Annotated in this window: 10 protein-coding genes, 5 tRNA genes and 1 other RNA gene; 9 read left to right on the top strand and 7 right to left on the bottom strand. The window is 51.1% G+C overall.

Going from position 1 to position 12,352, the window contains the following annotated elements; genetic code table 11:
- Positions 1-135: 135 nt before the first annotated feature.
- Entirely contained in the window at positions 136-1,125 is a 990-nt protein-coding gene (gene mgrA / locus E2L00_RS16565) for an L-glyceraldehyde 3-phosphate reductase (protein WP_167613577.1), read from the top strand.
- A 152-nt stretch (positions 1,126-1,277) separates the two neighbouring features.
- Positions 1,278-1,586: a DUF2502 domain-containing protein gene (locus tag E2L00_RS16560; protein WP_167613575.1), complete on the top strand. Its 309-nt coding sequence runs from the start codon at positions 1,278-1,280 to the stop codon at positions 1,584-1,586.
- A 37-nt stretch (positions 1,587-1,623) separates the two neighbouring features.
- On the opposite strand, the gene E2L00_RS16555 is transcribed toward E2L00_RS16560, so the two are convergent.
- On the bottom strand, positions 1,624-2,862 hold the full coding sequence (locus E2L00_RS16555) for an Nramp family divalent metal transporter (RefSeq protein WP_167613574.1): 1,239 nt from the start codon (positions 2,860-2,862) through the stop codon (positions 1,624-1,626).
- A 355-nt stretch (positions 2,863-3,217) separates the two neighbouring features.
- On the opposite strand from E2L00_RS16555, the gene E2L00_RS16550 reads away from it, so the two are divergent.
- Positions 3,218-4,405, top strand: coding sequence for a NupC/NupG family nucleoside CNT transporter (locus tag E2L00_RS16550; protein WP_167613572.1), 1,188 nt, complete (start codon positions 3,218-3,220; stop codon positions 4,403-4,405).
- Positions 4,406-4,451: 46 nt separating this feature from the next.
- On the opposite strand, the gene E2L00_RS16545 is transcribed toward E2L00_RS16550, so the two are convergent.
- The 4 genes from E2L00_RS16545 to E2L00_RS16530 all read right to left on the bottom strand — a co-directional run bounded on the left by E2L00_RS16545 (position 4,452) and on the right by E2L00_RS16530 (position 8,767).
- Positions 4,452-6,071, bottom strand: a complete 1,620-nt coding sequence (locus E2L00_RS16545) for a diguanylate cyclase (protein ID WP_167613570.1) — start codon at positions 6,069-6,071, stop codon at positions 4,452-4,454.
- Positions 6,072-6,092: 21 nt separating this feature from the next.
- Complete coding sequence (locus tag E2L00_RS16540) at positions 6,093-8,288, bottom strand: EAL domain-containing protein (RefSeq protein WP_167613564.1); 2,196 nt, start codon at positions 8,286-8,288, stop codon at positions 6,093-6,095.
- A gap of 280 nt (positions 8,289-8,568) precedes the next feature.
- Positions 8,569-8,644 (bottom strand) — tRNA-Ala (locus E2L00_RS16535).
- A 47-nt stretch (positions 8,645-8,691) separates the two neighbouring features.
- Positions 8,692-8,767: transfer RNA gene (locus E2L00_RS16530), tRNA-Ala, on the bottom strand.
- Positions 8,768-8,990: 223 nt separating this feature from the next.
- On the opposite strand from E2L00_RS16530, the gene E2L00_RS16525 reads away from it, so the two are divergent.
- The gene (locus E2L00_RS16525) at positions 8,991-9,341 is read left to right on the top strand and encodes a YfeC-like transcriptional regulator (protein ID WP_167613562.1); all 351 of its coding nucleotides are present in this window, start codon (positions 8,991-8,993) and stop codon (positions 9,339-9,341) included.
- A 52-nt stretch (positions 9,342-9,393) separates the two neighbouring features.
- Here the strand turns inward: E2L00_RS16525 and gltX are convergent, their stop codons facing one another.
- Positions 9,394-10,806: a glutamate--tRNA ligase gene (gene gltX / locus E2L00_RS16520; protein ID WP_167613560.1), complete on the bottom strand. Its 1,413-nt coding sequence runs from the start codon at positions 10,804-10,806 to the stop codon at positions 9,394-9,396.
- A 260-nt stretch (positions 10,807-11,066) separates the two neighbouring features.
- Between gltX and E2L00_RS16515 the strand changes: the two genes are divergently transcribed.
- The 5 genes from E2L00_RS16515 (at position 11,067) to E2L00_RS16495 (ending at position 12,035) form a co-directional block, all read left to right on the top strand.
- A tRNA-Val gene (locus E2L00_RS16515) sits at positions 11,067-11,142 on the top strand.
- Positions 11,143-11,188: 46 nt separating this feature from the next.
- Positions 11,189-11,264 (top strand) — tRNA-Val (locus E2L00_RS16510).
- 3 nt (positions 11,265-11,267) lie between these two features.
- Positions 11,268-11,343: transfer RNA gene (locus E2L00_RS16505), tRNA-Lys, on the top strand.
- Positions 11,344-11,374: 31 nt separating this feature from the next.
- Positions 11,375-11,490: non-coding RNA, RtT sRNA (locus tag E2L00_RS16500), on the top strand.
- Positions 11,491-11,681: 191 nt separating this feature from the next.
- Positions 11,682-12,035 carry a FlxA-like family protein gene (locus E2L00_RS16495; protein ID WP_167613558.1) on the top strand — a complete coding sequence of 118 codons (354 nt, stop codon included), beginning with the start codon at positions 11,682-11,684 and terminating at the stop codon, positions 12,033-12,035.
- A gap of 101 nt (positions 12,036-12,136) precedes the next feature.
- Here E2L00_RS16495 and E2L00_RS16490 read toward each other — a convergent pair whose 3' ends face one another.
- Entirely contained in the window at positions 12,137-12,352 is a 216-nt protein-coding gene (locus E2L00_RS16490; RefSeq protein WP_167613556.1) for a putative quorum-sensing-regulated virulence factor, read from the bottom strand.

Raw genomic sequence — 12,352 nt, 5'->3', positions numbered from 1 at the left:
TCTGCGATCGGTGTCGAGGATATGCCGCTATTAAGCCCTGGAAAGAAGGATTTACAGCCAAACGAGGCGTAATCTAACGATCGCGCGGTGTAAACGTATACACTGAAGCGAGAATTCACCGACAAGGATAACAAAATGGTCTACCAGGCACATTCTTCCCGTTATGAATCAATGGAATATCGTCGTTGCGGTCGCAGCGGGCTGAAGCTTCCCGCTATTTCGCTTGGGCTATGGCATAACTTTGGCGATACCACGCTTATCGACAACAGCCGCCAGCTGTTGCGTCGCGCGTTTGACGTGGGTATTACCCACCTGGATTTGGCGAACAACTACGGCCCGCCTCCGGGTTCAGCGGAAGAAAACTTTGGACGAATTCTGCGTGAAGATTTTTTGCCATACCGCGATGAATTGATTATCTCGACTAAAGCGGGCTATACGATGTGGGACGGTCCCTACGGCGACTGGGGCTCACGCAAATACCTGATAGCCAGCCTCGATCAGAGCCTGAAACGCATGGGTCTGGAATACGTTGATATCTTCTATCATCACCGCCCGGACCCTGAAACGCCGCTGGAAGAGACAATGCGGACGCTGGATAATCTGGTCCGTCAGGGCAAGGCGCTGTATGTGGGGTTGTCCAACTACCCTGCGGATCTTGCACGCCAGGCGATTGATATGCTCAACGATCTCGGCACCCCTTGCCTGATTCATCAGCCGAAATATTCCCTGTTTGAACGCGGGCCTGAAAACGGTCTGCTGGACGTCTTGCAGGAGAAAGGCGTGGGCAGCATCGCCTTCTCTCCGCTGGCGGGCGGGCAGCTTACCGACCGTTATCTCAACGGTATTCCTGCGGATTCCCGCGCGGCAAGCGGTAGCCGTTTCCTCAATCCCGATCAGTTGACCGAAGAGAAGCTGATGAAGGTGCGCAAGCTTAACGCAATTGCCGAACGCCGTGGGCAGAAGCTGTCGCAGATGGCGCTGGCCTGGGTACTTCGCGACGACAAGATCACTTCAGTGCTCATTGGCGCAAGCAAAATCAGCCAGATAGACGATGCGGTGGGCATGCTGGCAAACCGTCGCTTCAGCGCTGCTGAACAGGCGGAGATAGAGGCCGTTTTAGCGTAACCGCTTAACCCGAACATGGTTATTAGCGGCTAATTTGGCAAAACGTGCTCTCGCCAACGGTTTAAGAGTTATGCCAATGAAACACTTGCTTACCAACGCTTAATATTGCGTTAACAGGCCGCCATGCGGCTACCGTGGGTTAAGGAGAGAGTATGTTCAGGTCACTGATTCTTGCGATTGCATTACTGGCGTCTGTCCCGCTGGTCGCGAATGCGGGCGAAATCACCCTGTTACCGTCGGTAAAGCTAAGTATTGGCGATCGGGATTATCGCGGTAACTACTGGGACGGGCGCGGCTGGCGCGACCGTGGCTACTGGCATCGGAATTATGAATGGCGTGACCGCGGCTGGCACCGTCATCGTGGCTGGGACCGCGGACGCAGCAGCTACGAAAAGGGCTATCGCGAAGGCTGGAACGATCGCGACGACCATCGCGGCCGTGGTCACCGACATCACCACTAAGCAAATTTCTGACCTCTCCCGCCCGGGAGAGGTTTTTTTACAGTCCCGCTACCGTGCCAAAGATCAGCCACAGATTCAGCCCCACCACCAGCGCCACAATCGCCCAGCCAAGCTGCCTGACCAGTCTGGTATTCACCAGCTCGCCCATAAGTTTTTTATCGCTGGTGAAAATCAGCAGCGGCACCAGCGCCAGCGCAATACCAAAGCTGAGCAATACCTGACTCATTACCAGAATGCGGGTTGGGTCGAGCCCCATCAGGATCACAATAAAAGAGGGGGCCATGGTGATTGAGCGGCGCACCCAGAGCGGAATGTAGAAGCGCACGAAACCCTGCATCACCACCTGTCCGGCCAGCGTGCCGACAACGGTGGATGAAAGACCGGCCGCGACCAGGCTCAGCCCGAATATCGTGGCCGCCGCATGGCTAAGCAAAGGCTCAAGGGTTAGATATGCCTGGTCCAGATCGGCAACGCCGGTGTTTCCTGAGAAATGGAACGCCGCGGCGGCGGTCGCCATCATCGCCAGGTTGACAAACCCTGCAATGGTCATGGCAATGGACACATCCCATTTTGTGGCGGAATAACGCTCCGCGCGGTTGCCGTCGTGCATATTCTGGGTCAGCGATGAATGCAAATAGATGACATGCGGCATAATGGTCGCGCCGAGCACCCCAGCGGCGAGAAAAACGGCTTCGCTGGTTGGCAGAGCCGGGATCAGCATCCCTTTCCCTAACTCAACAAAATCGGGCTGCGAGAAAAATAGTTCAACGATATAGGCTGCGGCCACGAACAGTAAAAGCCCGCCGATCGCTTTCTCAAGCGGTTTTTGACCGCGGCGTTGCAGCATGAGAATCAGGAAGGTGGCGATACCCGTGAGCACCGCTCCCTGTAGCAGAGAAACTCCCAGGATCAGCTTAAAACCGATAGCCGCACCGATAAACTCGGCGAGATCCGTCGCCATCGCGATGATTTCCGCCTGTATCCAGTACAGCCAGACGACCGGGCGTGAATAGCGGTCGCGAATATGTTCGGCAAGATTTTTGCCCGTGGCGATACCCAGTTTTGCGGAGAGTATCTGAATCAACATCGCCATCAGGTTCGCCCAGACGACCACCCACAGCAGCTTATAGCCGAAACTGGCTCCGGCCTGGATATTGGTGGCGAAGTTGCCCGGATCGATGTAGCCAATGGCGGCGATAAACGCCGGCCCCATTAGCGCCAGCCGCAACTTTCGTGCCGTTCGTCCACTGCGATTATCAACACGACTGTTTGTCATCGTCTGCCTCTGAAGTATAGCCTTTGCTATGTTTCATGTTAGCAAAATGAGAATGATTATCAAGATCGTTAATGAAACTTATCTGGATTTCTCTGATAGCTGAAAACAATAGCGGGAAGGCGAATGCCTGGCTGCTCGTTAACGAAACGGGCAACGGCAATCCTGGATGTTATGAATTATGTGCGCTGACGCAACTTTTAGCTTCTTTACTTAACATAGCAGAATTGTATGGTTGATCACTAATTTTGCTATCCGTCACATGTCATCACAATAGTGTGCGATTGCTCTCGTTTTCTTATTGCTTGTTTCATAGAATGTGCAACGAAATTAAACCTGCCTCATATTTGGAGCAAATATGTCCCGCGTTCTGCACTTTGTTTTAGCGCTTGCAGTGGTTGCGCTGCTTGCTTTGCTGGTGAGTCCTAACCGCAAGCAAATCCGTATTCGCTTTGTTATTCAATTATTGATAATTGAGATGTTGCTTGCATGGTTCTTCCTGAACTCTGAGATTGGCCTCGGCTTCGTGCGCGGTTTCTCAGAAATGTTCGAAAAGCTGCTGGCATTCGCTAATGAAGGGACAAACTTTGTATTCGGTAAGATGAATGACGAAGGACTCGCCTTCTTCTTCCTGAAAGTTCTCTGCCCTATTGTCTTTATCTCTGCTCTGATTGGCATTTTGCAGCACATCCGCGTGCTGCCGATCGTCATCCGCTTTATCGGTACCCTGCTGTCGAAAGTGAACGGTATGGGCAAGCTGGAATCCTTTAACGCCGTAAGCTCGCTGATTCTGGGACAGTCAGAAAACTTTATCGCCTATAAAGATATTCTCGGCAAGATGTCGCGCAACCGCATGTACACCATGGCTGCAACGGCTATGTCTACCGTGTCCATGTCGATTGTCGGTGCTTACATGACCATGCTCGATCCGAAATATGTTGTGGCGGCGCTGGTACTGAACATGTTCAGCACCTTTATCGTGCTGTCGCTGATTAACCCGTATCGCGTTGATGAAAGCGAAGAAAATCTGCAAATGTCTAATTTGCACGAAGGTCAGAGCTTCTTCGAAATGCTGGGTGAATACATTCTGGCAGGCTTTAAAGTTGCGATTATCGTCGCAGCGATGCTGATTGGTTTCATTGCCTTGATTTCTGCACTGAACGCCCTGTTCGCGGCGGTGTTCGGTATCTCCTTCCAGGGCATTCTGGGCTATATCTTCTATCCGATAGCATGGGTGATGGGCGTGCCCGCTCACGAAGCGCTGCAGGTTGGCAGTATTATGGCAACCAAGCTGGTATCTAACGAGTTCGTGGCGATGATGGATCTGCAGAAGCTTGCGCACAGCATGTCTCCGCGTGCTGAAGGCATCCTTTCCGTGTTCCTGGTGTCCTTTGCTAACTTCTCTTCTATCGGGATTATTGCCGGGGCGATTAAGGGCCTGAATGAAGAACAGGGTAACGTGGTTTCTCGCTTCGGCCTGAAACTGGTTTACGGCTCTACGCTTGTGAGCATCCTGTCTGCGTCTATCGCAGCGCTGTTCCTGTAAAAGTTACTCTTCAGGGAAAAACCGGCGCCTGTATGCGCCGGTTTTTTTATGCCTGCGTTTCTTCGCCGTCCGCGCAAACCTGGTTTCGCCCGCGCAACTTCGCCCGATACAGCCTCTCGTCAGCTAACGACTGGATTTGTTCCAGCGAGTAATGTGGATGTTCGCTGTGCGCTGCCACCCCGAGGGATGCGGTAATAGTTAATACGCTGCCATTGCTTAAGGCCAGCGGCGAGAACTCAAGCTGCTTTTTAATGCGGACAGCAACGGCAATGCCAGCTTCAAGGTGCGTATCCGGTAAATAAACGCAAAACTCTTCGCCACCCAGACGGCCCAGCACATCTTTGCTGCGAATCGCCTGCTGAATATATTGCGTGGCGTGAACCAGCACGCTGTCGCCTGCCTGGTGCCCGAAGCTATCGTTGACTTTTTTAAAGCGGTCGAGGTCGATTTGTATCAGCGTGTAGTCTTTGTAGCGCGGGCTGAGCTGGGCCGTTTTTTCAAAAAAACCACGACGGTTCCGGGCGCTGGTAAGCGGATCGTGATAAGCATGCCAGTGCATTTCACGCTGTAGCGTCCCCATATTACGCACCAGACGACAGATCATCCGGTGTGAAGCCCAAAGTAAAAGCACGAAGATTACCCACATCATCACCAGCAAGGCGCTGAAGTGGCCAAAATCCTCATGCAGGCCCTGGCGCAAAGTCTGGGTAGAGATCAATACGCTTTGTGTACCCGGGATCATGCCAAACGTGACATAAACGTGCCAGAAACGCAGCGTGCCTTGCGCTGAAGCTGCAAGCTTTTTGCTAATCAACGCCAACTGGGCCGCCGTAAGCTTGACGTGATTTAATTCACCCGCTGCGGCCGTTAACGGATGCAACCGGCCATCAAAAAGCTGGTAGGCGCTTTGCGTCTGGCCCGACAGGGAGTCGTTAAGCAGCGTTGTTATGTTCTCGCCGGTGATGGCTATTCCCAATAGCCCAATCCACTCTCCGTGAAAATCTATCGGCACCGCGCTATTTATCAACGTATGCTGAGCGCGGGCGATATTCTGGCGAGTCCAGAACGGCTGGCGCTGCGGGTTCAGCAAAGGCGAAGCCAGAATAAAAATGCCCTCTTTGCTGCGTGGATGGTAACTGCGAACCAGTAGCGAATTGATTTCAGGTGAGAGAGAAGCAATATATTTCCCCTGACGGGAAATATAGTAGATATCCGCAGGCAGGTTCTTTGCGTCACCGGCTAGCGGAAAAAAATCCTGGATTTTGCGCAGCGCGTGCAGCTCATATTTGGCTGGCGAGGCTATATTGGGGCTAAATCCGGCTTTAAGAGGCAAAGGCAGTTCACTGCCCCATAAAGGCGCAGAGCCTTGTTGATCGATAATCTCCGAAAACGCCCTTACGCTGCCGGGAAAAAGCGGGTCGTCCATCGCGTCGATAAAAATACGCTGCAGATAGCGCAGGCTATCCATTGTATATTTTGCTCTGCTTTCCAGGCGAGCCACGACGCTTTCAAGGTGGCTTAACTGGCTGGTGCGATAACCCTGATTAAATAATTTCCCCTGCTGCCAGAACAGAAAAGTGGTCAGCAGAAAAACAAAAATAAAGCATAAATGAATAACGCGAAGCGTTTTTTCCAGCGGTAAATGAAAGCGATTCGCTAATGCCATGTTAGTAGCGCCGTCTTACGGTTATACAGGGAAATGACGGGCTGTCAGCGGCTCGGGTTCGCCGGTCAGATAACCCTGCACATACTGCACGCCCAGCTTGAGCAGAAGGACCCGCTGTTCTTCGGTTTCCACAAACTCGGCCACCACGGCTAGCTGCTTAGCACAGGCTAAATCGCAAATAGACTTCACGATTAAGGCATCAAGAGAATCAGAAGCGATGCCCCTGACAAAACAACCGTCGATTTTAATGATATCGGCCTGAAGACGTTTCAGACGCTCGTAGTTAGCATAGCCTGTACCGAAATCATCAATCGCAATTTTGAAGCCGTATTCACGCAGCAGGTTAATATTCTGCATGGATATTTCTGAATTCGAAAATGCCTGCTCCTCCGTGACTTCAATAATAACTGCGCTGGCTGGCACCTGTTTATTGTTAAACAACGTTACGATCTGCTGGGCTATCTCTTTTTGCATCAGGGTGAAGGGCATCAGGTTGACAGAGAACAGCGGCTGCTGCTGTTCGCCGCCCTGCTCGTGCAGGAAAGCCACCAGCTTGCTCATCACTAACATATCGAAACGCACGTTCAGGTTAAATTCAGCAATAATCGGAATGAATTTGTCGGGCGTTATCATTTCTCCGTGAAAAAATAACCTGCTCAAAATTTCGCGGTAGCCTTCTCCATTTTTATCCACGATCGGCTGGGCGAAGAGCTGCAGCGATGCATCATCATTCAGGGCGTGTTTTACCTTCTGTAACAGCAACACCCGCTCGGTGGTTTGATCCGCTACGGCTTCAAGCCGGGCGTTAAGGCTCAGCACCCGGTGAACAGAACAGGCCTGCTCGGCAAGATAGCTCAGCTGCCCCAGCGTGCGATAAAGCTCATGGGAGTTCCCGTCCATCACGCTATAAGAAGCGCCTGGCTCTATCTCCAGCTTGCTGTTATGCCATACGATCTTTTTGCTATTGAGCAAATCGACAATATGCTTCAGGCGCGCTTCGGTTTCCGGCCCCCGGAGGAAAATAAGCAGCTCGCAGCCGGGAAGCTGGAATATTTGTTCTCCTTCATCTAACCACGGTTTTAGCAGTCGGGTGATTTCACGCTTGCAGTGTACCCGCATCATCAGGCCGTAGTGGCGGCTCAGAAACTCCAGATTAGCCAGGCGTAAACAGCATAGCGAACCGGAAGGAAAGCGCCTTACCTGTTGTTCCAGCGCGCGTAAGTTTGGCAGCTGTGTCAGCGGGTCGGTCATAGCCTGCTGGCGCCAGAGACGTTTCATCCATTCATTTTTATGAAAGATAATGGACATATACAGCATGCAGACAGTAAATGAGATAAATACCGAAAGGATAAACGACAGGGCAAATTCGCTATTTATCCCCTGCATAAAACCCTCGTTGTAGGTCAGCAACAGCCAAGTCGAAGCGCCCCACAGCAAAGCGATTAATCTCGGACCGATATGGCGAATCCCCAGGGTAAACAGCACGAAGATAACGGGCACCAGATAACCGGCGATCGGCGTCGATTTGTATGAACAACACAGCAGTACCAGAAAAGCGACCCATACGCTGCCCCAGCTAAGCGTATACAAATAGCGCTCCGTCGACAGATAGCGCATCACGCAGCGGCGCCAGAAAGCACGCGCGAAATACGGATTCAGGACCATGCGTATTGGGTAGTAAAACAGTATGGTAAAGATTAGCGAGGCGGCTATCAGACTTTGCAGATCGACCACCAGATACATTAGCGAACTTTCACCGAAGAAAGGCGCCAGCGTCGGGGGATAACTAATGTATCGACCCGCAAGCAACATAAGCAATTTAATGCCAAATGGCGTAAAGAATCCTAACCAGAATATCCTCACGCCGATGCCGTTATTTGACAAATCAAAGCGCCAGCGTGAACCCAGATAATAATGCGTGATAACACAGGATAATAACAAGGGGAACAACAGACAGAATATAAACACGGCTAAAGGCAGCACGGGCAAATCAATGCTTATCCAAAAGACAATTGATATACCAGCAATTAAGGGTAAAGCCGCCGCCCTGCCAAATAGTAAAAGCAGTGAAATCATCAGGCTAAGCGGCAAATATGCCAAATAAATTTTGCTGTTATCCAGGAGCGTTGTTGGGGAAATATAGCGGGCGAATGGCGTAAGCAATAAACATAACACCAATGCAGTAATAGATTTCTTAACCAATTTGTGAAAACTCATAAGCACAGGTGTTAATATTATGTATTTGCGGCCCTAATTAAGGCAGCCAGAATACGTTTATTCAGAGCGCAAATCAAGTTTATATGCTTTGAGGAAATTAGCCTGCACGAATTAATACATTTTAATAAATATACATTTCTTTATATATTCAGTTTGAAAAAGAGCGTTATTTATTTGCTGCAAATTTGCACAGTATCAGCAGGCTTACGCCGCTGTATTGCTGGTTTTTGGGGAACCGGAATGCAAAAAACCCCCGCCAACAGGCGAGGGTTTTGTATTTTGGTGGAGCTAAGCGGGATCGAACCGCTGACCTCTTGCATGCCATGCAAGCGCTCTCCCAGCTGAGCTATAGCCCCACGACCGGGCTTTTGGTTCTACGATGCAAATCTTGCTGGAGAAGATTTGGTGGAGCTAAGCGGGATCGAACCGCTGACCTCTTGCATGCCATGCAAGCGCTCTCCCAGCTGAGCTATAGCCCCGAACCGTAGAAACCTTGTCGTGTTGACGGGCGGCATCATATGAAACCCGCCAGATTGTGTCAACGGCAAATTCTTTTTCTGCGGTCGATCGCCGAAAAAGCAAACAACTCATACAGATCCTGATTGCATCTCGTCCTGCTGTAGTTAATTCTGTCACAGTTTCATGTAAAACGATCGCATAAAATGAACCCCTAATAACTTCTTTTGTATTAAGGAAACCACCGTGCTCAAGGAACGAATGACGCCTGAAGAACTGGCGACGCTTACCGGGTATAGTCGGCAAACCATCAACAAATGGGTGCGCAAAGAGAACTGGACAACGACACAGAAACCCGGCGTGCAGGGCGGAAAAGCCAGGTTAATTCATATCGATGAACGCGTTCAGGAATTCATCAACAGCGCGAAGCGAGCCGCTGACAAACCATCCAACTATTCGGCGAACGTTTCTACACTGGAAGCTTTGCTGCTCCATTCGTTAAAGCAGATGTCGGAAAGTGAACAGCAAAAAATGTCGGCGCTGATTTTACGGGAAGGCATTGCGGGAGTGCTAAAACGTCTGGGTATTCGCGATTAGAGCATAAAAAAACCGGCGACGATGCACCGGTTTTGTAGCGTACTTAACTTGATTACTGGCTTTCGCGTTCAGCGATAAAACCTAAAGCTTTATTAATCCTTGCCACAGAACGCTGTTTGCCAATCGCATGAACCGTCACATCCAGCGCGGGTGACTGCCCGGCTCCTGTTACAGCAACGCGTAATGGCATGCCTACTTTCCCCATTCCGACTTCCAGCTCATCCGCCGTTGCCTGAATAGCCTGATGCACATTTTCCGCGGACCAGTCTTGCAGGGCTGCAAGCTTATCGCGCACCACTTCCAGCGGCTGGCGGGCAACCGGACGCAGATGTTTCTTCGCGGCGTCCGCATCGAACTCGCTGAAATCTTCATAGAAGTAGCGGCAGGTTTCCGCCATCTCTTTCAGCGTTTTACAGCGCTCGCCCAGCAGTTTCACCAGATCGGCCAGCTGCGGGCCATTGCGGGTATCAATGTTCTGCTGCTCAATGTGCCATTGCAGCTGCGTCGCAACGTATTCCGGCGCCAGATGGTTAATATAGTGATGGTTCAGCCACTGCAGTTTTTCCGTATTAAACGCGCTGGCAGATTTACTGACGGTATTTAAAGAGAACAGCTTGATCATCTCTTCACGGGTGAAGATCTCCTGATCGCCATGCGCCCAGCCCAGACGCACCAGATAGTTCAGCAGCGCTTCCGGCAGATAACCATCATCACGATACTGCATTACGCTTACCGCGCCGTGGCGTTTGGATAATTTTTTGCCGTCATCGCCGTTGATCATCGATACGTGTGCGTACACCGGCACGGGCGCGTTCAGCGCTTTCAGGATATTAATCTGGCGCGGGGTATTGTTGATATGGTCTTCCCCGCGAATAACATGGGTGATTTCCATATCCCAGTCGTCCACCACCACGCAGAAGTTATAGGTTGGCGAACCATCGGTACGACGAATAATCAGGTCATCGAGTTCCTGGTTGCTGAATTCGATTGGGCCGCGGATCTGGTCGTCAAAAATGACTGAGCCTTCCTGCGGGTTAGCAAAACGGACAACGCATGGCTCATCGGCTGCGTGATGTTCGTGACCGTGACGGCAGCGGCCGTCGTAACGCGGCTTCTCGCCCTTCTCCATTTGTTCTTCACGCAGCGCATCAAGACGCTCTTTGGAGCAGTAGCATTTATACGCCGTGCCCGCTTCCAGCATCTCATCAATCACGCTGTTATAGCGGTCAAAGCGTTTGGTCTGATAGTACGGGCCTTCATCCCACGCCAGGCTCAGCCAGTTCATCCCGTCCATAATGGCTTCGATGGCTTCCGGGGTTGAGCGTTCGAGATCGGTATCTTCAATACGCAGCACGAACTCGCCGCCTTGGTTACGGGCAAAAAGCCAGGAATAGAGAGCAGTACGAGCGCCACCGACGTGCAGATAGCCTGTTGGGCTTGGCGCAAAGCGAGTTTTGATTTTCATTGAACGGCCTTAATTACGCAAAAGTACCGGGAAATCGGTAAATGCCAGGGAAGATAAAGTGGGCAACATTCTACCACTGTGGGCTGATTCCTCAATGTTGATGCTTTTACTTCACCGCAAACCGCTTATTTCGGTGATAAATCAAGCGCCAATGAACAAATCACGATCGCATTGACTAATTTTAAGACGAACAAACAAAATCTTTAGAAAAGGCGTTGACTCATTTTCAACTCTCCCTATAATGCGACTCCACACAGCGGGGGTGATTAGCTCAGTTGGTAGAGCATCTCCTTTACACGGAGGGGGTCGGCGGTTCGAGCCCGTCATCACCCACCATTCATTAGTGAGTGTGCTCCGCAGTGTAGCAAGAGAATATAGCGTTGGGTGATTAGCTCAGTTGGTAGAGCACCTCCTTTACACGGAGGGGGTCGGCGGTTCGAGCCCGTCATCACCCACCATTCGGGTCGTTAGCTCAGTTGGTAGAGCAGTTGACTTTTAATCAATTGGTCGCAGGTTCGAATCCTGCACGACCCACCAATGTAGAAAGGCGCCCTAAAGGCGCCTTTTTGCTATGTCCGATTCGGGCTGGATTTGAACCTGCCGCAGGTTCGAGTCAAGACAGCGTCGTCTGCGACGACCCGTAAGGGTGAGGCCAGTGGCCGAATAATCCTGCACGACCCACCAAATTCAGACAAAAGCGCCTAACGGGCGCTTTTGTCGTTTTTGCAGCGCAATATCAAATCGTGGCACAACTCACCCGTATTGCAGAAAGGCGCCCTGAGGGCGCCTTTCTGCTGTGTCCGATTCTATCCTCTCCCTAACATTTATCCTGAGCGTGCCGATAACCTCTTAACCATTCCCATCAAGGCGTTACCATGACCTCCATTAACAGCACAGCTTTGCAGGGCGGCGCCCTTGCAACCACCGTCACAGGCAATACTTCCAGCGGTTCAGATAACAGTACGGCATCGCAAATCAACCTTATCCTGCAACAGATAACCAAATTGACCGGACAGCTCAAAGACATCGCCAGTAGCGGCGGATCAGCCGAGGAAAAGCAAAAGCAGCAGGAACTCATCCAGGCGCAAATCACTATGCTACAGGCGCAAATAGCCCAGCTACAGCATAAGCAGGCTGAAGATGCACAGCAAAAGCAGGAACAAAACCAGATAAAAGCTGAAGGTGTGAATTACCCTTCAGAGAGTAATCAGATTGATATTCTTATTTAACGGTCATGCATTGAACCGGCAGACAGAACGTTGCCCCGGCTTTTCTTCTTCCGTAACTGACCGGCATGGAGAAAGCGGCAATGTGCCGCCACGGTTAAATGTCAGGCTCTTTTGAGGGGCTTTACCAGCCCCTCCAGCCCTTCGGTTTTAATCAATAAAGTGAGCTTCATCAGCTCGCCAAGATGGCCCTGGGGAAACTCATCTTTTCGCGCAAACCACAGGAAATACTCCTCCGGCACGTCAATGAGCACGCGTCCTTTATACTTGCCAAAAGGCATTTCCGTATTGGCTATCTCGATAAGCTGCTCTTTATCCAC

Origin of the sequence: Cedecea colo, from assembly GCF_011808225.1 — a bacterium.
GTDB lineage: Bacteria > Pseudomonadota > Gammaproteobacteria > Enterobacterales > Enterobacteriaceae > Dryocola > Dryocola colo.
Note: the sequence above shows the minus strand (reverse complement) of the source record. Positions and strands in the feature narration are given on the sequence as shown.